This is a genomic window from Pseudomonas sp. NFX5 (assembly GCF_049132125.1).
Lineage (GTDB): Bacteria > Pseudomonadota > Gammaproteobacteria > Pseudomonadales > Pseudomonadaceae > Aquipseudomonas > Aquipseudomonas marginalis.
The window spans coordinates 105,016-131,509 of sequence record NZ_JAFMZG010000012.1 but is presented as its reverse complement, the minus strand read 5'-3'; the positions used below and the strand labels follow the sequence as shown (position 1 = coordinate 131,509).

Below are 26,494 nucleotides of genomic sequence, written 5' to 3'. Positions count from 1 at the left end.
AAAGCACACCCCTTCCCGAGGCTGTCCCGAAGATGTTGATCCTGCGCGGCGCTCCTGCCCTTTCTGCCTTTCGCCACAGCAAACTCCTTGAACAACTGAGCCAGAAGGTTCCAGCGGTTACAGGCCTGTATGCTGAATTTGCTCACTTCGCCGACGTTACCGGCGTCTTGACCGCCGACGAACAGCAAGTGCTCGCACGCCTTCTGAAGTACGGCCCAAGCGTTCCCGTTCAAGAGCCGACCGGCCGCTTGTTCCTGGTTCTGCCACGGTTCGGCACCATCTCGCCCTGGTCGAGCAAGGCCAGCGATATCGCCCGCAACTGCGGCCTGGAGAAGATCCAGCGCCTGGAGCGTGGTATCGCGTTCTACGTCGAAGGTGGGTTCAGCGACGCCGAGGCCGAGCTGATCGCCAGCAGCCTGCACGACCGCATGACCCAGATCATCGTCAGCCAGCTGGAACAGGCTGCCGGCCTGTTCAGCCACGCCGAACCCAAGCCGCTGACCGCGATTGACGTGCTGGGCGGTGGCCGCGCTGCGCTGGAGAAGGCCAACACCGAGCTGGGCCTGGCCCTGGCCGAAGACGAGATCGACTACCTGGTCAACGCCTTCACCGGCTTGAAGCGCAACCCCCACGACATCGAACTGATGATGTTCGCCCAGGCCAACTCCGAGCACTGCCGTCACAAGATCTTCAACGCCAGTTGGGACATCGACGGCGAGAGCCAGGAAAAAAGCCTGTTCGGCATGATCAAGAACACCTACGTGATGCACAGCGAAGGCGTTCTGTCGGCGTATAAGGACAACGCCTCGGTGATCGTCGGCTCGGTTGCCGGCCGTTTCTTCCCGGACCCTGAAACCCGCCAGTACGGCGCGGTGCAGGAGCCGGTGCACATCCTGATGAAGGTCGAGACCCACAACCACCCGACCGCGATTGCCCCGTTCCCGGGCGCAGCCACCGGTTCCGGCGGCGAGATCCGCGACGAAGGTGCCACCGGCCGTGGCGCCAAGCCAAAGGCCGGCCTGACCGGTTTCACCGTGTCCAACCTGCAGATCCCGGGCTTCGAACAGCCATGGGAAGTGCCGTACGGCAAGCCTGAGCGCATCGTGACGGCGCTGGACATCATGATCGAAGGCCCGCTGGGCGGCGCCGCGTTCAACAACGAATTCGGGCGTCCGGCGCTGACCGGTTATTTCCGTACTTTCGAACAGTCCATCACCACCCCCCGTGGCGATGAAGTGCGCGGCTACCACAAGCCAATCATGCTGGCTGGCGGCATGGGCAACATCCGTGAAGAACACGTCAAGAAAGGCGAGATCCTGGTCGGCTCCAAGCTGATCGTGCTCGGCGGCCCGGCAATGCTGATCGGCCTGGGCGGCGGCGCGGCTTCCTCCATGGCCACCGGCACCAGCTCGGCAGACCTCGACTTCGCTTCCGTACAGCGCGAAAACCCTGAGATGGAACGCCGCTGCCAGGAAGTCATCGACCGTTGCTGGCAGTTGGGTGACAAGAACCCCATCAGCTTTATCCACGACGTCGGCGCCGGCGGTTTGTCCAACGCCTTCCCGGAGCTGGTCAACGATGGCGACCGCGGTGGCCGCTTCGAACTGCGCAACATTCCAAACGACGAGCCGGGCATGGCCCCGCACGAAATCTGGAGCAACGAATCCCAGGAACGTTACGTACTGGCGGTCGGCCCTGAAGACTTCGCGCGCTTCCAGGCCATCTGCGAACGCGAGCGTTGCCCGTTTGCCGTGGTCGGCGAAGCCACTGCCGAGCCGCAACTGACGGTCACCGACAGCCACTTCGGCAACAGCCCGGTGGACATGCCCCTCGAAGTGCTGCTGGGCAAGGCCCCGCGCATGCACCGTTCGGCGGTACGTGAAACCGAGCTGGGCGATGATTTCGACCCAAGCGCCCTGGACCTGGCCGACAGCATCGAACGTGTGCTGCACCACCCGGCCGTGGCGAGCAAAAGCTTCCTGATCACCATCGGCGACCGCACCATCACCGGCCTGGTGGCCCGTGACCAGATGGTCGGCCCATGGCAGGTGCCGGTGGCCGACGTTGCCGTCACCGCCACCAGCTTCGACGTCTACACCGGTGAAGCCATGGCCATGGGCGAGCGTACGCCGCTGGCCCTGCTGGACGCCCCGGCGTCGGGCCGCATGGCCATTGGTGAAACCCTCACCAACATCGCCGCGTCGCGCATCGGCAAGCTGTCCGACATCAAATTGTCGGCCAACTGGATGTCCGCTGCCGGTCACCCCGGTGAAGATGCGCGTCTGTACGACACCGTAAAAGCGGTCGGCATGGAGCTGTGCCCGGAACTGGGCATCACCATTCCGGTGGGCAAGGACTCCATGTCCATGGCCACCCGTTGGAACGATGAAGGCGTGGACAAGAGCGTCACCTCGCCGCTGTCGCTGATCGTCACCGGCTTTGCGCCGGTCACCGACATCCGCCAGACCCTGACCCCGCAACTGCGCATGGACAAGGGCACCACCGACCTGATCCTGATCGACCTCGGCCGTGGCCAGAACCGCATGGGCGCCTCGATCCTCGCGCAAACCCACGGCAAGCTTGGCAAACAGGCGCCGGACGTGGATGACGCCGAAGACCTGAAAGCCTTCTTCGCCGTGATCCAGGGCCTCAACGCCGACGGCCACCTGCTGGCTTACCACGACCGTTCCGACGGTGGCCTGCTGACCAGCGTGGTCGAGATGGCCTTCGCCGGTCACTGCGGCCTGAACATCGTGCTCGACAGCGTTGCCGAGGACGCCTCTGAAATCAACGGCATCCTCTTCAACGAAGAGTTGGGTGCAGTGATCCAGGTTCGCCAGGACGCAACCCCGGACGTACTCGCACAGTTCAGCGCCGCTGGCCTGGACGACTGCGTGGCGGTGATCGGCCAGCCGATCAACAACGGCGAGATCAACATCTCGTTCAACGGCGACACCGTGTTTGCCGGCCAGCGCCGCTTGCTGCAACGCCAGTGGGCCGAGACCAGCTACCAGATCCAACGCCTGCGTGACAACGCCGACTGCGCCGGGCAGGAATTCGACGTGATCCTGGAAGAAGACAACCCGGGCCTGAGCACCAAGCTCAGCTTCGACGTCAACCAGGACATCGCCGCGCCGTACATCAAGAAAGGCATCCGCCCACAGGTTGCCGTGCTGCGTGAGCAGGGCGTCAACGGCCAGGTGGAAATGGCGGCCGCGTTCGACCGCGCCGGCTTCAATGCGATCGACGTGCACATGAGCGACATCCTCGCCGGTCGCGTTGACCTCAATGAGTTCAAGGGCCTGGTGGCCTGCGGTGGTTTCTCCTACGGCGACGTATTGGGTGCAGGCGAAGGCTGGGCCAAGTCGGCCCTGTTCAACAGCCGTGCCCGCGACGCGTTCCAGGGCTTCTTCGAGCGCAACGACAGCTTCACCCTGGGTGTGTGCAACGGTTGCCAGATGATGTCCAACCTCCACGAGCTGATCCCGGGGAGCGAGTTCTGGCCGCACTTCGTGCGTAACCGCTCGGAGCAGTTCGAAGCCCGCGTCGCCATGGTGCAGGTGCAGGAATCCAACTCGATCTTCCTGCAAGGCATGGCCGGTTCGCGCATGCCGATCGCCATCGCCCACGGTGAAGGCCATGCCGAGTTCGAAAGCGAAGAAGCCTTGCTCGAAGCCGATCTGTCCGGCTGCGTGGCCATGCGTTTCGTCGACAACCACGGCAAGGTCACCGAAAGCTACCCGGCCAATCCGAACGGCTCGCCGCGCGGGATCACCGGCCTCACCAGCCGCGACGGTCGCGTGACCATCATGATGCCGCACCCGGAGCGCGTGTTCCGCGCCGTGCAGAACTCGTGGCGCCCGGAAGAGTGGAACGAAGACGGCGCGTGGATGCGCATGTTCCGCAACGCCCGCGTGTGGGTGAACTAAGGCGGTGTACAAGCTTGCCTTCTTTGTGCCCGACAGCCATGTGGAGACGGTGAAAGCCGCCGTCTTCGCCGCTGGTGGCGGGCGCATCGGCGACTACGACAGCTGCGCCTGGCAAGTGCTGGGCCAGGGCCAGTTTCGCGCGTTGGACGGCAGCCAGCCGTTTATCGGGCAGGTTGGCCAGGTTGAGGTGGTTGAAGAATGGAAGGTCGAGCTGGTGGTGACCGATGAGTTGATCAACGCAGTGGTCGCCGCGTTGAAGCTCAGCCACCCCTATGAGACACCGGCTTATGAAGTGTGGTCGTTGGCGGATTTCTGATCCGCCCGCTGTAGAAACAAGAAACCCGCTGGGCCAGTTTGGCCAGCGGGTTTTTTTGTGGGTGCTCATGAATCCGGTGTCAAAGCCTCAATGGCTCAGGGCGCGGGGGTCAACCCGACTTCTGCCTTCAATGCACTGATCAACATGTTTTCGTAGCTGAACCGCTTGCCCTGCATCGGCTCCCAGCGGTCGACATAAAACAGGCCATTGTGGTCGACCTTGATCGGCGTCGACACGATTTCCCCGGTGCGCGAACGATGCAGCAGGATGTTCTGCGAGGGCGACGGGCGTTCGATCAGGAACAGGCCGGGCCGGCTCAGGCGTGTCCTGTCCACCGCTACGAAGGGCGCCGGGGCTTTGGTGCCGGCAACCCCGGCGTCGAGGATCAAGTCGCTGCGCAAGGCCCTGGTGTAAGGGCTGATGCCTTCGGAAACGGTCTCCCAGGCCCCCGCTCGAATGTTCCGGGCCAGGGCCGGGGCGGTGTCCCGCACATGCAGGCTGACCGCGCCCTGGAGTTCCGCGAGGCCAGGCACGCTCAGGTGGGTGTTGGTGTGCGCGCTGCCCACGAAGGCCACCCACTTGTGGGGCCCGTGTGCGGCCTGGTCGGCGTCGATGACCTTGGAGGCGAAGTAACTGAACAGCTGGTTGCGTGAGACATCCGCGTCCCCCAACCCCTTGATGTGGTAACTGGCGGTGCAGTCCAGGGCGCGAATGCGCATGCCGTGCCTTGCCGCGATCTGGATCACTTCGGTGTAGGTATCGCTGCCTTTGTAGCCCGGCATATGGCCCCGATCCAGCTGGGTGAGGTAGCGCTTGAGGTTGTCCGGCAGCCGTTGTGTCTGCACAAATAAATCCAGCTCGTGCTGGTGCATATCGGTCAGCAGATGCTCCACGTACAGCGTCTTGAACTCCAGATCCTTGAGGGTTCCCAGGTAGTCGCGCAGCAGGCGTTTGCTCGATTGCGCGTTATGCCCTTCACCGATCACCAGGCCCGAAAACTCGCTGTGACGGATTTTCTCCAGCAACGCCTCCGGAGTTTTTGGCAGGCCCAGCACGGCCGGCTCGGGCCGGGCTGGCGGCACGTGGCTGGCCAGGTACGTGTCGGCATCCGCACTCAGGCGCGCACGGGTATCCACAAACGCCCTGAAGGCTTCCTGATGCTCCGGATTCTGCGGGAAGTAGCGCGTGTCCAGGCCATGCCGTGTGCTGGTCTGCCGGGCGATGCTCTCGCGGAGCGGGACGGCAATGTCGTATTCGCTGTAATGCGCGGCGGCCGCAGGCGCAGTACTGGGCGATGCTGCCGGTTCGGGGGCTTTGTACGGGGTCCGCATGGCCAATCGGTAATCGCCCCTGGCCAGCGCTTCACCCGCCACGGGGGTGTCGATCCACACGCCCACGGGTTGGTCCGTACCCACATCCACCACGCGCAGCGCGACCGCGTCCTGCAGGTCCGCCAGGCCAGGCGTTTGCTCGAAAGTACGCAGCCGGGAATGATCCACCAGGGCCACCCAGCGTTCATCCTGCTCGTCGAGGGCATCGGCCTGAATGGCTTTGTGGGAGTAATAGTTTCTGATGCTGTTGCCGCGTGGCGTCGTCGGTGGGGTGTCGCCCATTTGCAGGGCGTCGTCCAGCAAGTACGAGGTTGAGGCATCCAGGGCCTTGATCTTCACGCCCTTTTCCTGAGCCTTGCGTACCAGGGCGACGTAGGAGTACTCGGCGTTGTCGGCCAAGCCAAAGGCTTTGTCGACGGTCTTCAGGTGCCGCTCGATGTGCTGCCAGGATTTTCCGCTGTTGAGCTTCTCCAGTTTTGGACGAAACACATCACCGGGCAGGTACTCGATATAAAGGTGTTTGAAACCCTTGCTGATCAACGCGTCCATGTGTGTGACCAGCAGCTGTTTACTGGCAATGGAGCCGGGCACCGCGCCAATGACCAGGTTCTTGTTACCGCTGAAGGCATCGCTGGCGATCAGTTGTGCAAACGACGTGCTGGCGTCCAGGGCCGGAAGCTCGGCGCGGGCCGGCAACGGGTCAAGGGTCTTGAAAAAGTCCTTGGCGTCGGTGGCCAGGCGTTCGGCCTGTTGCAGGTAAGCGGTGCGAAGGGATTTGAGTTCAATGGCGGCGCTTCCCAGGATCACGTCTTGCGAGCCGAAATCCCACTCCGACCGCAGCAGTATCCCGGTGCGCACATCCGGGTCGAGCACCAGTTCCAGTTTGTTGGCGTACTTTGCCGGCATCTCATAAGGCTTGAGCGGCTCCGGTGTGTCGGGCAATTTTTCATACTTGGGCGCGCCACCGGTGACGCCGGTGCGGCGCCAGACGCCTTGTGCATCGGGCGCGGCCACGCGAGTCGTGGAGATCAGTTTGCCGGTAGGCGGATCGAGTCGGTACAACAAATAACGTCCGATCGGGTCCGGGGTGTTCTTCGCCCAAAGCAACTCGCCATCGAACAACACCGCCTGCATGTCTGCCGGCGCCAGTGCCGGGGGTTGCAGGGGATGCACCAGTTTCAGGGCCTCGCTGGCCGCGGTGGCGCTCTGGGCGGCCTCGCGCAGGGCCGGTGTTGCCAGCTGTTTAAGGGAAACCAATGCCGGACGCAGGTCGGTGAATGCCGCGCCGGCGCTGTTCAGTACATAACCGATCAGGTGTGCCACGGCGGCGCTCGTGTCGCCTTGTTGATAGGCGTTCAGGGCCAGCATGCCGTCCTTGAACGCCAGCAGCATGCCCAGGCTCAGGCTGACGATGGGAAACGGTGCGGTAGCAATGGCGGTGACCCATTCCACGCAGGTCCAGAGGATGCCCGTGATCATCTGGGTGCGATTGGCCGTGGTGCCTTCAACGTCGTCGATCCTGCGCTGCAGCTTCATGTCGTACAGCGCCCGACGCAGATCCAGCAGGGGCGGCTGGGCGCGGGTTGCGTCATAGCGTGCCGGGCTGGTGTCGGTTTTGTTCAGGTCCTCGGGCAACTGCGCCTTTGCGGTCTCCAGAAAGGTGCGCACGTTGGCCTGGGATTGGGCGCCGACCCGCAGGGTGAAATAGGCGACCATGCCGGGCACCTTTTTCAACAGGTAGTTGAACTGCCTGGCCTCGCGAAAGCTGATGCCATCCGGTGCGTTGGGGGTGTAGAGCAGCGTCGGAAAATCAGCATGGCTGAAGAGGAAAGTGCCCATCACCCATTCGCCATTGATCAGCAGGCGATGAATGGCGTAGGTGCCGCGTGTGTCGGTGGCCGTTTCATCCATGCTGGCGATACTGCGTTCCAGCCAGGTCCAATCGACCCCGGCGATGTGGCCCTCGAGCCGGCACTCCAGGGCGGCGTTCTGCATCTGGCGCTGGGTGATGCTCAGCGTTGCATTGCGCCGCAGGTCATAGTCCGCGCTGCCGACATTCAGCAATCGGGTCCGCACCTCGCTGATGTAGCGCGCGCCGACCCAGGTGCCGGTGACCGAGCGGGCGACTTTTTCCGCGGTCAACGCGCTCAGGTCAATCCCCTTGGGGCCTTTGAATTGGGCGGCGCGGGAGAACTTCTCGTCGAGGAACCCCACACCGTCGGCATAACCGTCGCGGTACAGCTGGGTATAGGTCAGGGGCGGCGGGGTCAATGAGCCGAGCAGCGCCGGCGGTGAAAATGCCCAGACGGTGTCGGGGTCGACATCGTTCTGAGGCCGTCCCAGCAGCAGGTTCAGGCGTTTTTTTGCCTGTTCATGCAGGTAGTCGGCGAAGCTGGGAAACTGCGCGTCAGACAGCGGAAAGTCCTGGTAGGTGAGCAACGCGCCTTCGCTGTCCTCGGCCAGTTTCAACAGCTTGCGGCGGTTGTCGGCGTGGGTGGAGCGGTACCAGTTCGGGGTGCTGAACTCGTAATCGTCGACGCGGCTCGCCAGCACATGGGCGGACATGGCCTTGAGGCAGTCGGCATGGCTGCCGACGTTGCCAAAGCTGATCTCTTGGTACTCGCGGTCTTGAACCTTGAAGCTCAAGCCGCTCAACACCCGCTTCATCGCTGCGCGAAAACGCAGGGCGACCCGCTTGATCAGGTAGTCGGTCAGGGTGCCAGGCGGATGTTTTTCACCGTTGTCCAGGCTCCAGCCGAGGATGTGCTGCTGGCACGCAAGCTCAGTGTCGAAGGCCTGGAATTGCTGCTCCCGTGGTGCCTCGGGCGTGCACAGCAGCAGGCGGGTGACCGTGCCGCTGGCGTCGGTTTGGCGCAATACCCATATGTCCTGCAACTGGGCCGCATGCAGTGACAGGGTGGCGGCGCTCAGGCGCGCGTCGGTGCCCTGGCGCAGATTCTGCACCAACTGAAAGTCCTCTTCACTGAGATGACCCTGGAGCATGGCGGTATAGGCCAGCGCGTTGATCCGCTGGTCGAGCATCTGTTCGATCGCGCGGCTGAGCGCAGGCTTGGCATGCATCTGCTGTTGCAACTCACCGAACTCGATACGCGGCTGCAGGGTGGTCAATACCTGTGCCAGCCAGGCGGGGGTCAGGTCCTGATAGGCCGGCGGCAGCGGTGCCTCGTGGTAGGTCAGCGTGGTTTTGTTCAGGAAGTCCGAACCCGGCTCGGCATCACCGGCCTGCAGCCCGCGCAGGGCCAGGTCAACCAGATTGCGGTCGTGTTCGTATTCACCGATGGGGTCGACGTAGCGCCGGGTGTTGACCAGCAGGTGTTCCGGCGCCAGGTCGTGGATGTCCAGCTCATCGCTCAAGCGTTCAAGCAGTCGATAGCGGGCCAGGGCCTCAGGGGTAGCGACCGGGCCCAGCACGTCGAGCAGATCCTGGCGCGCCGCGTTATAGCTCGCCAGGTGAGCGGCGAGCGCGGCCCGCCGCGGTTCGCTGGCGCTACGATACCAGTCCGGTGCGCTGTGGCGCAGGTGACGCTCCAGCAGGCGTCGGCTGCGCCATTGCAGACGTGCTTCTAAGTCCGGCAAGGCCGCCGCGATGGCCTGGTCCAGGGCGTCGATCAGCACAGCGGCCTCGTGGGCCGGATTGTCTACCAGGCTCAAGGCGCGCTCGATGTCCTCGGTGCGCTTGTCGAGCAGGGCGTTGTAGGTGTGTTCGAACAGCGGTTTGTCGGTGATCGGCGTCAGTTGCAGCGGCCAGATGGCACCGGGCGTCACATCGCGATAACGCACGGGCAACAGTGCCATGAAGTCGCGTCGCTGCCCGGCATCCTCCAGGCCCTGGAGCACGTGCGTATTGAGTTGTGTCAGCGAGCCGAATGCCTCGATCCCGCGCGAAGGCGTGAACAGCATCACTTCCCCTACCGGCACAGCGCTCAGGTCGGTGACCACGGGGCGGGACGTTTCAGTCAGCACAAAGGCGCCGGCCAGCTCCACCGTCCGCTCCTGGTAACGAAAGCTCAGCGCATACAGGCCTGGGCGCAACGTGGCGCCCAGCGGTACACGCGCAAGCATGGCCTGTTGCTGCGGATGCAGCAGGCGGTCCTGGGTACTGACCGCCGTTTCATTGGCCAGGGCGGTGTAGCCGGCTTCAAAGGTCATGAAGGATTTGCGCGGCTTGCCGTCGATTTGCTCGTTGCGATCGAGTGCCAGCAGATAGGTATTCAAGCTGGACTTGAGTGCTTCGACTCGAGTGAGCAGATCGCCCTGGGTGATGTCCTGATAGAGCGCGCGGCTCTTGGCCAGGAACTGCTGGCGGTAACGCTTCAGGATGCCGTTGGTTTTTTCCAGGTAGGCCAGTTCGGTAGACGGTGTGTGTTCGGGCACCAGCGGCTTTTCGATCTGGAGCAGGTGGTGCCCGATCTGATTGAGGTGGCCTTTGATACCTTCAAAGGTCTGGGATGTTGTGCTCACAGGTACGCTCTCCATGCGGGGGTAAGAACCTTGAGCATGCGCAGGCGGGCCATTGGCAGGGAGGTAGATAAGTAGTTTTTTGATTGGTGGGAATGAATCTACCCGACTGCGACCTGCATGTTTCCTACAACCCTTTCAGGTTGTCCCTAGGAACTCACCTCACTAACCTTCGCCAGTCGCTGCTTATTCAGCGACCGGGACTGCAAGCCCGCCGAAACCTCACCAGTTAGTCACAAGCGCCTTTATAATTGCGGCGCTTTTTCATGGTCATCCTATGGTGGCTGTGTGCGGGAGACCTTCGGGTCTACCGAGATTTACTGGTGATTCTCGGTCTTGCAGGCCTGCACACAGCTGCCACCCATCAACTGCAAGTGATGCTGGTAGCGCTTACTTCACACCAGAGGTTTACCATGATCAAAGACAGTCAAAATCCCCCATCCGCCTCTCAACCCACCGACCAACTCTTCACCGTACTTCCCCATCTGAACAGCGAAACCTTGCTTGCCAATGCATCCCAGGACCTGGCGTCCGTGCAGGCGCTGGCGGCCCATCTGGCGTTTGATATCGACGGCTCGCAGCGTGATGCGGTGCTGGGGATTCATCGGATGGTGGAGGGGATCCAGTTGATGGTGGATCGAGTGCTGGATTTATCCGAGGTGCCTGCGCAGCAGTAATGCGGCGCCGATGAGGCCCATTCGCGAGCAAGCCCGCTCCCACATTTTGATCGGTGCCCGACTTGGCAATACGATCAAAATGTGGGAGCGGGCTTGCTCGCGATTGGCCAGTACTGTCACCGCAGTTCTATACCCCGGCGCCTACCTCACGACCACCAACCAAGCGCTCCAATGCTTCTCCCAACCCCGACGCCTGGTCACCCATCACTAGGTGCCAGACCCCGCTATCCAGCTGGCTCACACCCTGGCAACCCAACGCCGTCAGTTGCGCTTCGGACACCACCGAATCATCGCCCAACTCCACTCGCAGCCGGGTCATCGCCACCGCTTCCAGCTGGCGCACATTGCCTCGACCGCCCAGTGCGGCCAGCCATTGTTCGGCTTCCTGCACATTCACCGCAGCCGGCTTATCCACAGGCGCAGGCATTACGGGAGCGAGGGCCGCAAACCCTGGCATCGCCAACCGAATCTCATCGGCAATGCTGTCCGCCAGCGGCCCGACCACCACCTGCAAACTGCCGCCATTGCCGGGGCGAACCACGGCCATGGCGCCCAGGGCTTTCAACTCGGCATCCATGGCCTTGTTGCGGTCGACCATGTCCAACCGCAGGCGCGTGGTGCAGGCGCCCACACTGAGCAAATTGGCCGCACCGCCCAAGGCCCGGATATAAGCCGTGGCGCGCTGGTTATCAGTCATCGCTTCAGCCTGTGCCACCTGGATATCCTCACGGCCCGGGGTCTTCAGGTTGAAGCGGCGGATGCAGTAGCTGAACACGCTGTAGTAGATCGCCGCGTATGCCAGGCCCACCGGGACTACCAGCCAGCCATTGGTGGATTTGCCCCAGCCCAGCACCATGTCGATAAACCCACCGGAGAAGGTAAAGCCCAGGTGGATATTCAGCAGATTGGTCACCGCCATCGACAGGCCGGTGAGCAGTGCATGGATCAGGTACAGGAACGGCGCGAGGAACATGAAGGCGAATTCGATCGGCTCGGTCACCCCGGTGAGGAACGACGTCAGGGCCATCGACAGGAAAATCCCGCCCATCACCTTGCGCCGCTCCGGCAGGGCGTTGCGGTACATCGCCAGGCAGGCGGCGGGCAGGCCGAACAGCATCACCGGGAACATGCCGGTCATGAACTGGCCGCCTTTGGGGTCGCCGGCAAAATAGCGGGTCAGGTCGCCGGTGACGACGGCACCGGTGACGGGGTCGGTGAAGGTACCGAACACAAACCACGCCATATTGTTGAGGATATGGTGCAAACCGGTGACGATCAGCAGGCGGTTGAACACGCCAAATACGAACGCGCCGAAGCTGCCGCTCTCCATCAGCAATACGCCGAAGCTGTTGATACCGTGCTGGATCGGAGGCCAGATCAGGCCAAAGATCACTCCCAATGCAACGGCCGAGAACCCGGTGACAATCGGCACAAACCGCCGCCCGCCGAAGAACGCCAGGTATTCCGGCAGCTTGATGTCCTTGAAGCGGTTATACAGCGCACCGGCCATCAGGCCGCTGGCGATACCGGCGAGCATGCCCATGTTGATGCTGCTGTCCATCACCTTGAGGGTGGAGATCATCACCAGGTAACCAATCGCCCCGGCCAGTCCCGCCGTGCCGTTATTGTCACGGGCAAAGCCCACGGCGATGCCGATGGCGAAGATCAGTGCCAGGTTGGCGAAAATCGCCTGCCCGGCGTCGTGCATCACCGCGATGTTCAACAGGTCGGTGTCACCCAATCGCAGCAGCAGGCCGGCAATCGGCAGGATGGCGATGGGCAGCATCAGCGCGCGGCCCAGGCGTTGCAGGCCTTCTATGAATAATGGGTACATGGCGGATCTCCTTTTTCTTGTTGTTGTCAGCTCAGCGGCCAGTGGTGTTGACAGGCTTGGCGAACCGCCCTGGCGCTGCTCAGGTCAAGCAGGCCAAGGCTCAGTTGCCGGCATTGCGCCGCGTCCAAGTGACGGACGCGGTCCTTGATTTCTGCGATCTGCGGCGGGCTCACCGACAGTTCGCTGACTCCCAGGCCGATCAACACCGGCGTGGCCAACGGGTCGGACGCCAGGGCGCCGCACACGCCGACCCAACGTCCGTGTTTCGCCGCGCCGGCGCAGGTCTGGGCGATCAGCCGCAACAGCGCCGGGTGCAGGGCATCGACACGCGCGGCGAGGCCCGCATGGTCGCGGTCCATGGCCAGGGTGTACTGGGACAGGTCGTTGGTGCCGATGGACAGGAAGTCCGCGTGCTCGGCCAATTGTTCGGCCATCAGCGCCGCAGCGGGCACTTCGATCATCACCCCCAGCTCGGGGCGCTGGCTCAGTTCCAGCTCTGCACACAACTCATCCAGGCGCTGGCGAATCTGCAGCAGTTCGTCGACTTCGCTGACCATCGGCAGCAGGATGCGGCAGCGCGCCAACGGGGAGACTTGCAGCAGCGCCCGCAGTTGCTGGTCGAGCAGTTCTGGACGTACCTGGGCCATGCGGATGCCGCGCAGGCCCAACACCGGGTTGGCTTCGGCGGGCAGCGGCAGGTAGTCGAGCTGCTTGTCGCCACCGACATCGATGGTGCGGATGATCACCGACTTGTCGCCCATGGCGTCCAGCACGGCTTGATAAGCGTGGCATTGTTCCTGTTCATCCGGCGCGGTGCGGCGGTCGACGAAGAGGAACTCGGTGCGCAGCAGGCCGACGCCGTCGGCGCCGTTTTCAAAGGCCACCTGGGCCTCGGCGCTGGAGGCGACATTGGCGGCCACTTCGATGTTCACGCCATCGCGGGTTTGCGCCGGTTGTTGGGCCTGGGCCTGTTGCTGCCGACGACGCAGTGTCTGCGCGTCGCGGATCCGGTGGACTTCGGCATGACGCGCCTCGCTGGGGGCCAGTTCCAGGCGGCCGTTGCCGGCGTCGAGCACCACGCGCTGGCCGTGCGGCACATCGAGTACCTCAGCGCCCAACGCGACGACACATGGCAAGCCTTTGCCCCGCGCCAGGATGGCGACATGGGACGTGGCGCCGCCTTCGGCCATGCAGATCCCGGCAGCCTGTTGCGCACTCAGGTGCAGCAAATCCGAAGGAGTCAGTTCATGGGCGCTGACAATCGCTCCCGCAGGCAATTCGAAATGCCAGGCTTCACCCAACAGTGCGCGCAGGACCCGTTGCTGCAGGTCGCGCAGGTCGTTGGCGCGTTCGGCGAACAGCGGCTTGCCCAGGGCCAGCAATACCGCGCACTGCGCCTGGATCGCATCGCGCCAGGCGTGGGTCGCGGCGCTGCCGTGTTCGATGGCGTCGGCGGCGGCTTCCAGCAGGGCGGGGTCTTCGAGCAGGGCCAGGTGGGCGGCGAAGATCTCTTCTTCTTCGACGGCCTTGCGTTGGCGCGCCTGGTCCAGGGTGCTGCGGATTTCACCGCGCACCTGCTCCAGGGCTGCGTCCAGGCGTTGCAGTTGTTCGTCAGTGACGTGATGGCCGGGGTCCGACGGCAACTCGATACCGGCCAGCCGAAACAACGGCCCGCAGACCAGGCCCGGTGCCGCGCACACGCCCTGCAACACATCAACTTCCGTCGTTGCCCGGCGCGGCATGGCGACGACCGGTGCGTGGTGTTCTGCCTTGACGGCGGCGGACAAGGCCGCGACCAGCGCCTGCAGCGCGGCCTCGGCGTCCTTGCCGCGACAGCTCACGCGCACCTCGTCGCCTTCGCCAATGCCCAGCCCCATCAGGCCGATCAGGCTGTCGCAGGCGGCCGACCTGGCGCCGAAGTGCACCTGCGCCTGGCTGCTGAAACCCTGGGCGGTCTTGCGGATCAACGCCGCCGGCCGCGCGTGCAGGCCGCCACGGTGAGTCACGCGCACGCTGGCGCTGGCTTCGGCGACGGCGTTATCCACCGCCGCTTGCTGCGCTGCGTTCGCACGCGGCACAACCTGCACCAGGGGGTCGCCCAGCCTGACGGTTTTCGCGGCCAGCGGGCGCAGTTCAAAGTGTTCGCCATTGGTGAGGATGATCAGGCTGACCAGGCTTTTGCACTGGCGGGCGATACGGTCCAGGTCAAAGCGCACCAGCGCCTGCCCATTGCTGACCCGGGCGCCGTCCTTGACCAGCAGGGCAAACCCTTCGCCGTTCAATTCGACCGTGTCGATGCCGATGTGCAGCAACACTTCGGCGCCGTTGTCGGCGCGTATCGTCAAGGCGTGGCCGGTGCGGGCGACATGGATGACCACACCATCGCACGGCGCATGCAGGCAATCGTTGAGCGGGTCGATAGCCATGCCGTCGCCCAGGGCGCCGCTGGCGAACACGTCGTCAGGCACGTTGCCCAGGGCCAGTAACGGCCCACTGAGGGGGGCGTTGAGGGTCAGTTCATTATTGTTGTTGGGCATGGGCACGGTACTCATCAGGAAAGCGCGACTCAGTGAGTGCGGGTAACTTTGCTCAGGTGGCGCGGCTGGTCCGGGTCCATGCCTCGGGCGACGGACAGGCCGGCCGCCATGACATAGAAACTCTGGATCGCCAGGATCGGGTCCAGGCTCGGGTGTTCGGCGCGGCTCAGGGTCAAGTCGCGTTCGGCGATATCGTCCGGTGCTGCGAGCAGCACGCGGGCACCGCGTTGGCGCATATCGGCGGCCAGGCTCAACAGGCCGGCTTGCTCGGCACCCCGTGGTGCGAAGACCAGCAGCGGGTAGTCCGCGCCGATCAAGGCCATCGGCCCGTGGCGCACCTCGGCGCTGCTGAAGGCTTCGGCCTGGATCGCCGAGGTTTCCTTGAGCTTGAGCGCCGCTTCCTGGGCGATGGCAAAACCGGCGCCCCGGCCGATCACCATGAGTTGCTGGCAGCCGCGCAGCGCCTCGATTGCGTGGGTCCAGTCCTGCCTGGCGGCTTCACGCAGGCCTTCGGGCAGGGCCTGGCAGGCTTGCAGCAAGTCGGGCTCCTGGTTCCAGTGGCCGATCAACAGCGCGCTGGCGCTGAGGGTGGCGATAAAGCTCTTGGTCGCGGCCACGCTGAGTTCCGGCCCGGCGCACAGGGGCACATGGAATTCGCAGGCGGCTTCCAGCGGCGAGTCTTCGGCGTTGACCAGCGAGATGCTCAAGGCGCCACGCTTGCGCAACAGGCGCAGGCTGTTGACCAGGTCCGGGCTCTGCCCCGACTGGGAGAAACCGAACGCTACCTGGCCGCTGACTTTCATGGGTGCTTGCAACAAGGTCACCACCGACATCGGCAACGACGCCACCGGGATGCCGACATGCTGCATGGCCAGGTAGGCGAAGTAGCTGGCGGCGTGGTCCGAGCTGCCCCGCGCAATGGTCATCGCCACTTGCGGCGGCTGGCGGCGCAGGCGGCCGGCGACTTCTTCCAGTCGTGGGCCCAGGCGTTGCAGTTGCGCCGCGACGGCGTCACCGGAGGCCAAGGCCTCTTCAAGCATTTTTGAAGACAATGGTTTCTCCTTCGACCATGACGTCGGTGAGGTGCAGGGAGCGGTCCAGGCGCACGCAGTCGGCAAAGCTGCCGGGTTGCAGGCGACCGCGTTGTTCCAGGCCCAGGTAGTCCGCCGGAAATTGCGACAGACGTTGTGAGGCTTCGCTGATGGGCAGGCCGATCTTCACCAGGTTGCGCAGCGCCTGATCCATGGTCAGGGTGCTGCCGGCCAGGGTGCCGTCGGCCAGGCGCACGCCGCCCAGGCATTTGGTCACGGTGTGGCTGCCCAGCTTGTACTCGCCGTCGGGCATGCCGGCGGCGGCGGTGGAGTCGGTGACGCAGTACAGGCACGGGATCGCGCGCAGGGCCACGCGCATGGCGCCGGGGTGCACGTGGAGCAGGTCCGGGATCAGCTCGGCGTACTTGGCGTGGGCCAGTGCCGCGCCGACGATGCCGGGTTCGCGGTGATGCAACGGGCTCATGGCGTTGTACAAATGGGTGAAGCTGGTGGCGCCGGCGGCGAGGGCGGCGACGCCTTCTTCATAGCTGCCCAGGGTGTGGCCGATCTGCATGCGCACGCCGCGTTCGCTGAGGGCGCGGATCAGGGCGTCGTGGCCGGCGATTTCCGGGGCGATGGTGATCACCCGGATCGGCGCCAGGCGCAGGTAGGCTTCGACTTCGGCCATCAAGGCGGTGTGGGCGAAGTTGGGCTGCGCGCCGAGTTTTCCCGGGTTGATGTAGGGGCCTTCCAGGTGCACGCCGAGTACCCGGGCGCTGCCCGTAGGACGCTGCTCGCAGAAGCGCCCGAGTTGGCCGAGCACGCTGGAGATTTCGTCCAGCGGCGCGGTCATGGTGGTGGCCAACAGCGACGTCGTACCAAAACGCACATGGGTGCGGGTGATGGTCTCGAACGCGTCGGCGCCTTCCATGATGTCTTTACCGCCGCCGCCGTGGACGTGCAGGTCGATAAAACCCGGCAGCAGGTAGGGCAAGTCGTTTTCAGCCGGGTCGCAAGGTTCGCCCTCGATGGCGATGACCTTGCCGTGCTGGTGCACCAGGCGGCCGCGCATCCAGCCGTGGGGCGTGAGGATATTGTCTTCGGACATGGGCAGTTCTCTAAGGCCGCAACTCGGCGGCAAAGTCATAACGGCGAAGCTCTGCGACAAAGTCGTAGTAGTCGTTGCGGCAGTAGGTGTCGGTGATTTCGATCGGCGTGTTGTCGGCGGTGTAGCCGACCCGGGTCATCAGCAGCATGGCGGTGCCGGGGGCGATACCCACCAGCCGGGCGAATTCGTTCGAGGCGTTGATCGCCTGGATGTGTTGCAGGGCGCGAACGATAGGTTTGCCGATGCCTTCCAGGTATTCGTACAGCGAATGGCCGATGGCTTGCGGCTGCGGCAGTACCGAGGCGGGCATGGCGGTCATCTCGATGGCCATCACGGTGTCATCGGCCTTACGCAGGCGTTTGAGACGCGCCACCTTGTCGGTCGGCGACAGGCACAGGCGGATCAGTTCTTCGTGGGTCGGCGGGGTGATCTCGCGCTCGAGCCATTGGGAGCTGGGCACAAAGCCCTTGAGGCGCAACATCTCGCTGAACCCCGACAAGCGCGACAGCGGCTGTTCCAGGCGTGGCGTGATAAAGGTGCCGGAGCCCTGGCTGCGGCGGATCAGGCCTTGGGCGAATAACACTTCCAACGCTTTACGGGCGGTGACCCGCGAAATGCTCAGCTGTTCGCTGAGGGCGCGCTCCGAGGGCAGGGCCTGTTCGGATTTCCACTGGCCGGCATGGATCGCCGCTTCGAGGTTGCGGGCCAATTGCAGGTACAGCGGCGTGGATTGCTTGTCGTCGGGACGCAGCGTCAGGATGGGGTTCATCTATGAAGTTTCCGATGCGGTTATTGGAGTGTTGTCGCCCGGTATTGGCCGGAAGCTAATACCACTTAAATACCATGTCAATGCCGCTAAAACGGTGCAAGTACCGGTTTCAGGGTGCCTTAATGGTGCCTGGTATCAAGTGGTATTAGAGAGGTCTTTATCGCGCGCAGAAATGCGCAGCCTGCGCGGTGAACTGGTATTCACCGGCAGGCGTGGGAGGGGGAGGGAAATATTTTTAATTAAATTACGAACGGTCGAAGATTTACGGGCGGATCTCGATCAGCGTGCCGTCCTTGACCAGGTTCCAGACTTCGCGCATGTCGACGTTGCGCATGCCGATGCAGCCGTCGGTCCAGTCCAGGGTGTGGAACCACTGCTCCGGGTACTCTTCGGTGTCGGGCGTGCCGTGGATCATGATCATGCTGCCGGGCTTCACCCCTTCGCGGCGGGCGCGGGCGGCATCGCTGATATTCGGGTAGGAGATGTGCATGGACAGGTAGTAGCGGTCGCTGGTCTTGCGCCAGTCGATCCAGTACAGGCCTTCCGGCGTGCGGCGGTCGCCCTCGATCAGCTTGTGGCCCTTGGGGTTCTTGCCCAGGGAAATCCGATAGGTCTTGAGGGGCTTGCCGTCGTTGATCAACTGCAATTGGTGGGCGGACTTGAGCACCAGGACTTTTTCGACCGTCTTGCCGCCCAGGGTTTCCACGGTAGAGGCCGGCGAAAGCGTGGCGAACGACAGGCAGATCAGAGCAAGCAACCAACGCATTAAAACGGTATCCCTGTGGCGACGAGCTGCCGAATGGTTATTGGGCGGGCTTGGAAAGAGGTGGCACGGCTTCGCTGCGCACCGGGAACGACTGCTGGCGGCGGTCAGCGAAAAAGTATTCTAGGGTACGCCCGACCGTGCGGAAAGCCAGCTCGGACCAAGGGATGTCCGCCTCGTCGAACAGCTGCACTTCGAGGCTTTCGGGGCCTGCGGCGAAGTCCAGGTCGACCAGTTCGGCGCGGTAGAAGATATGCACCTGGCTGATGTGCGGCACATCGATCAGGGTGTAGAGGCTCAGGTTGCGCACCCGGGCGCAGGCCTCTTCCAGGGTTTCGCGCATGGCGGCCTGTTCCACGGTCTCGCCGTTCTCCATGAAGCCTGCGGGCAGGGTCCAGTAACCCAGGCGCGGCTCGATGGCGCGGCGGCACAGCAGCACTTTATCGCCCCATACCGGCAGGGTGCCGGCGACGATATTGGGGTTCTGATAGTGAATGGTCGAGCAGTGATCACACACAAAACGCAGGCGGGCGTCGCCTTCGGGAATGCGCTGGGTAACCGGTTTACCGCACTGGCTGCAGAAATTCATGCTGGGGTTCCTGGAAAGTGCGTCTATCTTGGCTTGGCTGGCAGGGCCCTGCAAGTTGTCGTTTAGCGACATGCTCCGGGTTTTGGGGTTGGGCGCCCGGCGGCTTTGGTGCATGATGCAAGGTAGCCAACAGACCGAGATGACTCATGCTGGACGAGCTACTTCGCCGGGTAAGCAATCACACCCCCCACACGCTGGAAACCGACGGGCGTTTCCCCGAGGCCGCGGTGCTGGTGCCGATTACCCGCAGTGACGAACCTGAGCTGATCCTGACCCTGCGCGCCAGCGGCCTGTCGACCCATGGTGGCGAAGTGGCCTTTCCCGGCGGGCGCCGCGACCCCGAAGACCCGGACCTGATCTTCACCGCCCTGCGTGAAGCCGAAGAAGAAATCGGCCTGCCCCCCGGCCTGGTGGAGGTCATCGGCCCGCTGAGTCCGTTGATCTCCCTGCACGGCATCCGGGTCACGCCCTATGTGGGGGTGATCCCCGACTACGTCGAATACCTGGCCAACGATGCCGAGATTGCCGCCGTCTTCAGCGTGCCTTTGGATTTTTTCCGACAGGACCCGCGCGAACATACCCACCGCATCGATTACCAGGGCCGCAGTTGGTACGTGCCCAGTTATCGCTTCGGCGAATACAAGATCTGGGGCCTGACGGCAATCATGATCGTCGAGTTGATCAACCTGCTTTATGACGACGCCCAGATCAGCCTGCACCAGCCGCCCAAGAGCTTCATCAATACCTAAGCCGTCGTTTGAACGGCCAGCCGTGAGGGAACAGCATGAAATACCGTCTGGGCGATGCCCGCGTCGAGACCCATCCGCACAGCTGGGTGGCGCCGAATGCCACGCTGGTGGGCAAGGTCAAGCTGGAGGAGGGCGCCAATGTCTGGTTCAACGCGGTGCTGCGTGGCGACAACGAGCTGATCCTGATCGGCAAGAACAGCAACGTGCAGGACGGCAGCGTGATGCACACCGACATGGGCTACCCGCTGACCCTGGGCACTGGCGTGACCATCGGCCATAACGCCATGCTGCATGGCTGCACGGTCGACGATTACAGCCTGATCGGTATCAATGCGGTGATCCTCAACGGCGCCAAGATCGGCAAGCACTGCATCATCGGCGCCAACTCGTTGATCGGTGAAGGCAAGGAAATCCCCGATGGTTCCCTGGTGATGGGCTCGCCGGGCAAAGTGGTGCGTGAATTGACCGACGCACAGAAGCGGATGCTGGAAGCCAGCGCTGCGCACTATGTGCATAATGCCCAGCGTTACGCGCGGGATCTGGCAGAGCAGGAAGAATGAGTGCAGTTGAACGACCTGTTGCCTCGCCCTGCGTGAGTATTTGTGCGCTGGATGATGACGATATCTGCACCGGCTGCCAGCGCACCGTGGATGAGATTACGCGTTGGAGCCGCATGGACAACGCCGAGCGCCGGGTGGTGTTGGGTTTGTGTCATGAGCGGGCGGTGGCGGGTGGGTTGGTGTTTATGGCTTCTGGTAAATCCGGAGCCTGATGGATCGCCATCGGGGGCTTGCCCCCGATGAGGTCCGCCCAGACGACATATTTCCAAATGTGAAGTACCCTGTGCCCCTTGTTCACAGGTCCCTCGCCCCATGCTCTTCCTGATCGCCTACATCAGCAGCGTCGTGCTGATCAACTTCGCCTTCTCCACCGCCCCGCACCTGGACGTCATCTGGTCGGCTTGGGGCGGCCTGGTGTTTATCCTGCGCGACATGGTGCAGACCCGCTTCGGCCATGGGGCGATCATCGCCATGCTGGCGGCGCTGGCATTGTCGTATATCACCTCCGATCCCTCCATCGCCCTGGCCAGCGCCACGGCATTCGCGGTGTCCGAGTGCATCGACTGGCTGGTGTTCAGCATCACCAAGCGCCCGCTCCACGACCGCCTGTGGATAAGTTCGGCGCTGAGCATTCCCCTTGATACCTTTATCTTCTTCGGCCTGATCGGTGCGCTCACCCCTGCCGTGGTGGGCATTGCCTTGGCGTCGAAGTTCGCCGGGGTCACGGTGGTGTGGCTGATCATGGCCTGGCGCATCCGCAAGCGGGCCGTCGCCAACTGAGGCCAATTTTTACAGTTCATGTAAAATGCCGGCCTTTCTCCCCATGATCCGCTCCCCTGAGGACCTGAGATGACCCGAATCGGAACTCCATTGTCGCCAACCGCGACCCGCGTTTTGCTGTGTGGCTGCGGTGAGCTGGGCAAGGAAGTGGTGATTGAACTGCAACGCCTGGGCGTTGAAGTGATTGCCGTGGATCGCTACGCCAACGCGCCGGCCATGCAGGTTGCCCATCGCAGCCATGTGATCAACATGCTCGACGGTGCCGCCCTGCGTGCGGTGATCGAAGCGGAAAAACCGCACTTCATCGTGCCGGAAATCGAAGCCATCGCCACCGCCACCCTGGTGGAGCTGGAGGCCGAAGGCTTCACGGTGATCCCGACCGCCCGCGCCACGTCGCTGACCATGAACCGTGAGGGCATCCGTCGCCTGGCCGCCGAAGAGCTGGACCTGCCGACCTCGCCGTACCACTTCGCCGACACCTTCGAAGACTACAGCAAGGCCGTCCAGGACCTGGGCTTCCCCTGCGTGGTCAAGCCGGTGATGAGCTCGTCGGGCAAGGGCCAGAGCCTGCTGCGCAGCGTCGACGACGTGCAGAAAGCCTGGGACTACGCCCAGGAAGGCGGGCGTGCCGGTAAAGGCCGGGTGATCATCGAAGGCTTTATCGACTTCGACTACGAAATCACCCTGCTGACCGTGCGTCACATCGGCGGCACCACCTTCTGCGCGCCGGTCGGCCACCGTCAGGAGAAGGGCGACTACCAGGAATCCTGGCAGCCGCAAGCCATGAGCCCGGTTGCCCTGGCCGAGTCCGAGCGCGTGGCCAAGGCAGTGACCGAGGCGTTGGGCGGTCGTGGCCTGTTTGGCGTGGAGCTGTTCATCAAAGGCGATCAGGTGTGGTTCAGCGAAGTGTCGCCGCGCCCCCATGACACCGGCCTGGTGACCCTGATTTCCCAGGACCTGTCACAGTTTGCCCTGCATGCGCGCGCCATCCTCGGCCTGCCGATCCCGTTGATCCGTCAGTTCGGGCCTTCGGCTTCGGCGGTGATTCTGGTGGAAGGGCAGTCGACCCAGACCGCATTCGCCAACCTCGGCGCGGCCTTGAGTGAGCCGGACACGGCGTTGCGTCTGTTTGGCAAGCCGGAAGTGAATGGCCAGCGCCGCATGGGCGTGGCGTTGGCGCGGGATGAGTCGATTGAAGCGGCTCGTGCCAAGGCGACCCGTGCTGCCCAAGCGGTTGTGGTAGAGCTCTAAAAGCATCGGGAGCAAGCCCCCTCCCACACTCGAATGTGGGAGGGGGCCTGCCCCGATAGCTGTTTATCCGGCAACCCTGTTCAAATCATTATCCCGCGTCTCTTTCAGGCACAGCACCGCAATCAAGCTGAGCAACGCCGCCGCCGACACATACCCACCGACATAACTCAGCCCACCCATCGCCACCAGCTTGGTTGCGAAGAACGGTGCGGCCGAAGCACCCACGATCCCACCCAGGTTATACGCCGCCGAAGCCCCGGTATAACGCACGCGGGTCGGGAACAATTCCGGCAACAGCGCACCCATCGGCGCGAAGGTCACCCCCATCAGGAACAGCTCCAGGGCCAAAAACAGCGCTACGGCCCAGGTCGAACCGTGGGTCAGCAATGGCTCCATGGTGAAGCCCGACAGAATCGCCAGGACCGCGCCGACGATCAGCACCGGTTTGCGCCCGTAGCGATCACTGGCCAAGGCCGCCAACGGTGTGGCCAGGCCCATGAACAGCACTGCAAAGCACAGCAACCCCAGGAACGTCTCGCGGCTGTAGCCCAGGGTCGAAACGCCGTAGCTCAGGGAAAAGGCCGTGGTGATGTAGAACAGCGCGTAGCACACCACCATCGACGCGGCGCCCAGCAGGACCGGCAACCAATGCTGGCTGAACAGCTCCACCAGCGGCACTTTCACCGGGGCTTCCTTCGCCACGGCATTGGCGAACACCGGGGTTTCATGCAGCTTCAGGCGCGCATACAGGCCGACCATCACCAAGGCTGCGCTGAGGATGAACGGGATGCGCCAACCCCAACTGCGGAACTGCTCGTCATTCAGGCTCATCGCCAGGATCAGGAACAAGCCGTTGGCCGCCAGGAACCCGATCGATGGGCCCAGTTGCGGGAACATGCCGAACCAGGCGCGCTTGCCTTTCGGTGCGTTCTCGGTGGCCAGCAACGCTGCACCGCCCCATTCCCCGCCTAGCCCCAGGCCTTGGCCGAAGCGCAGCACACACAACAGGATAGGTGCCCAGGCACCGATGCTGTCATAACCGGGCAGCAGGCCGATCAGCGTGGTGCACACGCCCATCAGCAGCAGCGAGGCCACCAGGGTCGACTTGCGGCCGATGCGGTCGCCGAAGTGGCCGAACAGCGCCGAGCCCAGAGGGCGGGCGATAAAGGCGATACCGAAGGTCAGGAACGACGCCAGCATCTGCGCGGTACCGGAAGTCTGCGGAAAGAACACCGGCCCGATCACCAGCGCGGCAGCCGTGGCATAGATATAGAAGTCGTAGAACTCGATGGCGGTGCCGACGATGCTCGCGGTGGCGACACGTGCGGTCGAGTTGGTCGGGGCGGCGGTCGCGGCCTCGTTATAGGTGGTGCTCATGGCGGTATCCCTGACGGTCATTGCGCGTTTGGACGCGGATTATTATTGGGTCGAACACCCTTGGATCAGGGTTGTGCGCGGGGCGGCTCGGGATGGGAGCGAACACCGGTCGGACATGGTAAAGCGGTGCCTGGACACGCTGAGTGCGGGTAGCACGCGGTCGGGCGGGGGCTTGGGTAAGCCGCAGGGATTATAGGAAGGGGTTTGGAATTACAACAAGTGACTGGATTGCGGTTTATCAGGAAGTCATGCGGCCACAGGCATGTGGCTGGTATGCCAGATCAGCACCTTGCTGACGCGGTTATCCTCGGTCTCGAGGATTTCCAGGCGGTAGCGGCCGATCTTCAGGCACACCGCGCAATCCGGAATGGTTTCCAGGGCCTCGGTGACCAGGCCGTTGAGGGTCTTGGGGCCGTCGCTGGGCAGGTGCCAGCCCAGGCTCTTGTTCAATTCGCGGATCGACGCGGCGCCGTCGATGATATAGCGGCCATCGGGCTGCGCTTCGATATGCGGGTTGTCCGCACTTTGCTCGTTTTCGAATTCGCCGACGATTTCTTCGAGAATATCTTCCAGGGTGACGATACCCAGGACTTCGCCGTATTCATCCACCACCATGCCCAGGCGCCGCTGCTGCTTGTGGAAGTTCAGCAATTGCAGTTGCAGGGGCGTGCTTTCCGGGACGAAGTAGGGTTCGTAGGAGGCCTCGAGCAAGGCTTCCTTGGTCAGGCTGGCGTCCGGCAGCAGATGCTGGATCAGCCGGGTGTTCAGTACGGCCTCGACCTGGTTGATGTCACTGTGGAACACCGGCAGGCGAGTGCGCGGGGAGGTGCGCAGTTGCTCGATGATTTCTTCGATCGAGTCATCCAGGTTGATACCGTCCACTTCGCTGCGGGGCACCAGGATGTCATTGACGGTGATGTTGTCCAGGGCGTGGATGCCCGGCATGCCAGGGGTACGACTGTCGTCGGCCTCGGGTTGCGGTTCATCGTCGTGGTCGGGCTGTGGCTCGTCGCTGTTTTTCACCACGCCGGGCTTGCGGGCAAACGGGCGCAGCAGCAACAGGCTGATGCCATTGAGCAGCCAGGCGGCGGGATAGAGGATTTTCAATGGCACGCCCAGCAGCGTGTTGCCGAAGCCCAGCACCGCTTGCGGATGCCGGGTTGCCAGGGCGCGGGGCAGGTAGTCGGCCAGGATCAGCAGGACGGCGCAGGAGATCAGCCAGCCGAGCCACGGGCCGTTCTGTGCCCAGGCATAAATCGCCAGCAGGGTGCAGAGGATGACCACGGCCGCACGGCACAGGCTGTTGCACAGGATCAGGCTGTGGCGCGGGAAACTCAGGCGGGCGGCAGCCTTGTCGCCCTGGCGCGTACCGGGGCGCAAGGCCAGCAGGTGTTGTTGTGCGGCTTCGATGGCGGTAAACAGCGCCGCCCATAACACCAGCAAGGCGATTACCGCGAGCATCGGCCCCAGGGGCAAGTTGTCCATTTTGGCTGCCCGTCAGATATGCAGGATGTATTCGCGAACCAGCTTGCTGCCGAAATAGGCCAGCATCAGCAGGCAGAAACCGGCCAGGGTCCAGCGAATCGCCTTGTGCCCGCGCCAGCCAAGGCGGTTGCGGCCCCACAGCAATACGCTGAACACCACCCAGGCCAGGCACGCCAGCAGGGTCTTGTGCACCAGGTGCTGGGCAAACAGGTTTTCGACGAACAGCCAACCGGAAATCAGCGACAGCGACAGCAGCGTCCAGCCGGCCCACAGGAAACCGAACAGCAGGCTTTCCATGGTTTGCAGCGGCGGGAAGTTCTTGATCAGTCCGGAAGGGTGCTTGTGCTTGAGCTGGTGGTCCTGCAACAGCAGGAGCAAGGCCTGGAACACCGCGATGGTGAACATGCCGTAGGCCAGGATCGACAGCAGGATATGAGCGAGGATGCCTGGCTCTTCATCGATCACCTGCACCGTGCCGGTGGGGGCGAACTGCGCGAGCAGCACCGTCAGTACGCCCAATGGGAAGAGCAGGACCAGCAGGTTCTCGACAGGAATCCGATAACAGGCCATCAGCGTCAGCGCAATCACCGCCGCGGCGATCAGGCTGGCGGCGCTGAAGAAGTCCAGGCCCAGGCCAACCGGCGTCATCAGGTGGGTGAACAGGCTCGCGGCATGGGCCAGCAGGGCGAGGACGCCAAGGCCGACCAGCAGGCGTTTGTCCGCCTTGGCGCCTTGGGCCAGACGAGAGCCCTGATAGAGGGTCGCAGCGGCATACAAGATGGCGGCGGCGAGGCTGGGTAGCAAACTGGGTGACAAGGGGAGCATAAATCCTGATAGACAAGCCCGAAAGGCGCTGAGTTTGGCACACACCTGCGCTCCACGAAAGACTCCAGGGCCAGACAGCGGGTGTGCATGGGCGCAGTCTTCGC

General features: G+C 63.4%; 19 protein-coding genes. 8 read left to right on the top strand and 11 right to left on the bottom strand.

Annotation, left to right across the window (positions count from 1 at the left end; genetic code table 11):
* Window positions 1–32 precede the first annotated feature (32 nt).
* Together purL and J1N02_RS07855 are read left to right on the top strand one after the other, a co-directional pair.
* Entirely contained in the window at window positions 33–3,929 is a 3,897-nt protein-coding gene (purL, locus tag J1N02_RS07860; RefSeq protein WP_421147258.1) for a phosphoribosylformylglycinamidine synthase, read from the top strand.
* A gap of 4 nt (window positions 3,930–3,933) precedes the next feature.
* A complete protein-coding gene (locus tag J1N02_RS07855; RefSeq protein ID WP_027605440.1) occupies window positions 3,934–4,245 on the top strand; it encodes an NGG1p interacting factor 3 protein, NIF3 in 312 nt (103 codons plus the stop codon).
* 95 nt (window positions 4,246–4,340) lie between these two features.
* On the opposite strand, the gene J1N02_RS07850 is transcribed toward J1N02_RS07855, so the two are convergent.
* Window positions 4,341–10,058, bottom strand: coding sequence for a toxin (locus J1N02_RS07850; protein ID WP_421147257.1), 5,718 nt, complete (start codon window positions 10,056–10,058; stop codon window positions 4,341–4,343).
* A 410-nt stretch (window positions 10,059–10,468) separates the two neighbouring features.
* On the opposite strand from J1N02_RS07850, the gene J1N02_RS07845 reads away from it, so the two are divergent.
* Window positions 10,469–10,732, top strand: coding sequence for a DUF6124 family protein (locus J1N02_RS07845; RefSeq protein WP_092358342.1), 264 nt, complete (start codon window positions 10,469–10,471; stop codon window positions 10,730–10,732).
* Window positions 10,733–10,859: 127 nt separating this feature from the next.
* On the opposite strand, the gene nagE is transcribed toward J1N02_RS07845, so the two are convergent.
* From nagE to J1N02_RS07810, 7 genes are all read right to left on the bottom strand, one after another.
* Window positions 10,860–12,566: an N-acetylglucosamine-specific PTS transporter subunit IIBC gene (gene nagE / locus J1N02_RS07840; protein WP_092358344.1), complete on the bottom strand. Its 1,707-nt coding sequence runs from the start codon at window positions 12,564–12,566 to the stop codon at window positions 10,860–10,862.
* A 26-nt stretch (window positions 12,567–12,592) separates the two neighbouring features.
* Window positions 12,593–15,103: a phosphoenolpyruvate--protein phosphotransferase gene (gene ptsP / locus J1N02_RS07835; protein ID WP_108574629.1), complete on the bottom strand. Its 2,511-nt coding sequence runs from the start codon at window positions 15,101–15,103 to the stop codon at window positions 12,593–12,595.
* A 29-nt stretch (window positions 15,104–15,132) separates the two neighbouring features.
* Window positions 15,133–16,143: an SIS domain-containing protein gene (locus J1N02_RS07830; RefSeq protein WP_371914536.1), complete on the bottom strand. Its 1,011-nt coding sequence runs from the start codon at window positions 16,141–16,143 to the stop codon at window positions 15,133–15,135.
* A complete protein-coding gene (gene nagA / locus J1N02_RS07825) occupies window positions 16,136–17,242 on the bottom strand; it encodes an N-acetylglucosamine-6-phosphate deacetylase (RefSeq protein WP_421147256.1) in 1,107 nt (368 codons plus the stop codon). The genes J1N02_RS07830 and nagA overlap by 8 nt, the downstream gene beginning before the upstream one ends.
* A 10-nt stretch (window positions 17,243–17,252) precedes the next feature.
* Window positions 17,253–18,011 carry a GntR family transcriptional regulator gene (locus J1N02_RS07820; RefSeq protein ID WP_146477276.1) on the bottom strand — a complete coding sequence of 253 codons (759 nt, stop codon included), beginning with the start codon at window positions 18,009–18,011 and terminating at the stop codon, window positions 17,253–17,255.
* A gap of 262 nt (window positions 18,012–18,273) precedes the next feature.
* Complete coding sequence (locus tag J1N02_RS07815; protein ID WP_027605448.1) at window positions 18,274–18,777, bottom strand: L,D-transpeptidase family protein; 504 nt, start codon at window positions 18,775–18,777, stop codon at window positions 18,274–18,276.
* Window positions 18,778–18,814: 37 nt separating this feature from the next.
* Entirely contained in the window at window positions 18,815–19,363 is a 549-nt protein-coding gene (locus J1N02_RS07810) for an NUDIX hydrolase (protein ID WP_027605449.1), read from the bottom strand.
* A 146-nt stretch (window positions 19,364–19,509) separates the two neighbouring features.
* On the opposite strand from J1N02_RS07810, the gene J1N02_RS07805 reads away from it, so the two are divergent.
* From J1N02_RS07805 to purT, 5 genes are all read left to right on the top strand, one after another.
* Complete coding sequence (locus J1N02_RS07805) at window positions 19,510–20,112, top strand: CoA pyrophosphatase (RefSeq protein ID WP_015885706.1); 603 nt, start codon at window positions 19,510–19,512, stop codon at window positions 20,110–20,112.
* Between the two features lie 35 nt (window positions 20,113–20,147).
* Window positions 20,148–20,672: a gamma carbonic anhydrase family protein gene (locus tag J1N02_RS07800; protein WP_027605450.1), complete on the top strand. Its 525-nt coding sequence runs from the start codon at window positions 20,148–20,150 to the stop codon at window positions 20,670–20,672.
* Window positions 20,669–20,884, top strand: a complete 216-nt coding sequence (locus J1N02_RS07795) for a DUF1289 domain-containing protein (protein WP_027605451.1) — start codon at window positions 20,669–20,671, stop codon at window positions 20,882–20,884. The genes J1N02_RS07800 and J1N02_RS07795 overlap by 4 nt, the downstream gene beginning before the upstream one ends.
* A 100-nt stretch (window positions 20,885–20,984) precedes the next feature.
* Window positions 20,985–21,452 carry a VUT family protein gene (locus J1N02_RS07790; protein ID WP_146477278.1) on the top strand — a complete coding sequence of 156 codons (468 nt, stop codon included), beginning with the start codon at window positions 20,985–20,987 and terminating at the stop codon, window positions 21,450–21,452.
* 69 nt (window positions 21,453–21,521) lie between these two features.
* Window positions 21,522–22,703 (top strand): formate-dependent phosphoribosylglycinamide formyltransferase, encoded by a 1,182-nt coding sequence (purT, locus tag J1N02_RS07785; protein WP_141155932.1) that lies wholly within the window; start codon window positions 21,522–21,524, stop codon window positions 22,701–22,703.
* Between the two features lie 63 nt (window positions 22,704–22,766).
* Here the strand turns inward: purT and J1N02_RS07780 are convergent, their stop codons facing one another.
* The 3 genes from J1N02_RS07780 to J1N02_RS07770 all read right to left on the bottom strand — a co-directional run bounded on the left by J1N02_RS07780 (window position 22,767) and on the right by J1N02_RS07770 (window position 26,390).
* Window positions 22,767–24,080 carry an MFS transporter gene (locus J1N02_RS07780; protein WP_092358350.1) on the bottom strand — a complete coding sequence of 438 codons (1,314 nt, stop codon included), beginning with the start codon at window positions 24,078–24,080 and terminating at the stop codon, window positions 22,767–22,769.
* Window positions 24,081–24,326: 246 nt separating this feature from the next.
* Window positions 24,327–25,565 carry a transporter associated domain-containing protein gene (locus tag J1N02_RS07775; RefSeq protein ID WP_027605455.1) on the bottom strand — a complete coding sequence of 413 codons (1,239 nt, stop codon included), beginning with the start codon at window positions 25,563–25,565 and terminating at the stop codon, window positions 24,327–24,329.
* A gap of 12 nt (window positions 25,566–25,577) precedes the next feature.
* Window positions 25,578–26,390: a cytochrome C assembly family protein gene (locus J1N02_RS07770; RefSeq protein ID WP_065939219.1), complete on the bottom strand. Its 813-nt coding sequence runs from the start codon at window positions 26,388–26,390 to the stop codon at window positions 25,578–25,580.
* Window positions 26,391–26,494 lie beyond the last annotated feature (104 nt).

Excerpts from the sequence above, each read along its gene's own strand:
- purT (WP_141155932.1), top strand. The coding sequence starts at position 21,522 with ATGACCCGAATCGGAACTCCATTGTCGCCAACCGCGACCCGCGTTTTG.
- J1N02_RS07775 (WP_027605455.1), bottom strand. The coding sequence starts at position 25,565 with ATGGACAACTTGCCCCTGGGGCCGATGCTCGCGGTAATCGCCTTGCTG.
- J1N02_RS07770 (WP_065939219.1), bottom strand. The coding sequence starts at position 26,390 with ATGCTCCCCTTGTCACCCAGTTTGCTACCCAGCCTCGCCGCCGCCATC.
- nagE (WP_092358344.1), bottom strand. The coding sequence starts at position 12,566 with ATGTACCCATTATTCATAGAAGGCCTGCAACGCCTGGGCCGCGCGCTG.
- J1N02_RS07780 (WP_092358350.1), bottom strand. The coding sequence starts at position 24,080 with ATGAGCACCACCTATAACGAGGCCGCGACCGCCGCCCCGACCAACTCG.
- J1N02_RS07830 (WP_371914536.1), bottom strand. The coding sequence starts at position 16,143 with ATGCTTGAAGAGGCCTTGGCCTCCGGTGACGCCGTCGCGGCGCAACTG.
- J1N02_RS07795 (WP_027605451.1), top strand. The coding sequence starts at position 20,669 with ATGAGTGCAGTTGAACGACCTGTTGCCTCGCCCTGCGTGAGTATTTGT.
- J1N02_RS07845 (WP_092358342.1), top strand. The coding sequence starts at position 10,469 with ATGATCAAAGACAGTCAAAATCCCCCATCCGCCTCTCAACCCACCGAC.
- J1N02_RS07815 (WP_027605448.1), bottom strand. The coding sequence starts at position 18,777 with ATGCGTTGGTTGCTTGCTCTGATCTGCCTGTCGTTCGCCACGCTTTCG.
- J1N02_RS07820 (WP_146477276.1), bottom strand. The coding sequence starts at position 18,011 with ATGAACCCCATCCTGACGCTGCGTCCCGACGACAAGCAATCCACGCCG.
- nagA (WP_421147256.1), bottom strand. The coding sequence starts at position 17,242 with ATGTCCGAAGACAATATCCTCACGCCCCACGGCTGGATGCGCGGCCGC.
- J1N02_RS07810 (WP_027605449.1), bottom strand. The coding sequence starts at position 19,363 with ATGAATTTCTGCAGCCAGTGCGGTAAACCGGTTACCCAGCGCATTCCC.
- J1N02_RS07805 (WP_015885706.1), top strand. The coding sequence starts at position 19,510 with ATGCTGGACGAGCTACTTCGCCGGGTAAGCAATCACACCCCCCACACG.
- J1N02_RS07800 (WP_027605450.1), top strand. The coding sequence starts at position 20,148 with ATGAAATACCGTCTGGGCGATGCCCGCGTCGAGACCCATCCGCACAGC.
- J1N02_RS07790 (WP_146477278.1), top strand. The coding sequence starts at position 20,985 with ATGCTCTTCCTGATCGCCTACATCAGCAGCGTCGTGCTGATCAACTTC.
- purL (WP_421147258.1), top strand. The coding sequence starts at position 33 with ATGTTGATCCTGCGCGGCGCTCCTGCCCTTTCTGCCTTTCGCCACAGC.
- ptsP (WP_108574629.1), bottom strand. The coding sequence starts at position 15,103 with ATGCCCAACAACAATAATGAACTGACCCTCAACGCCCCCCTCAGTGGG.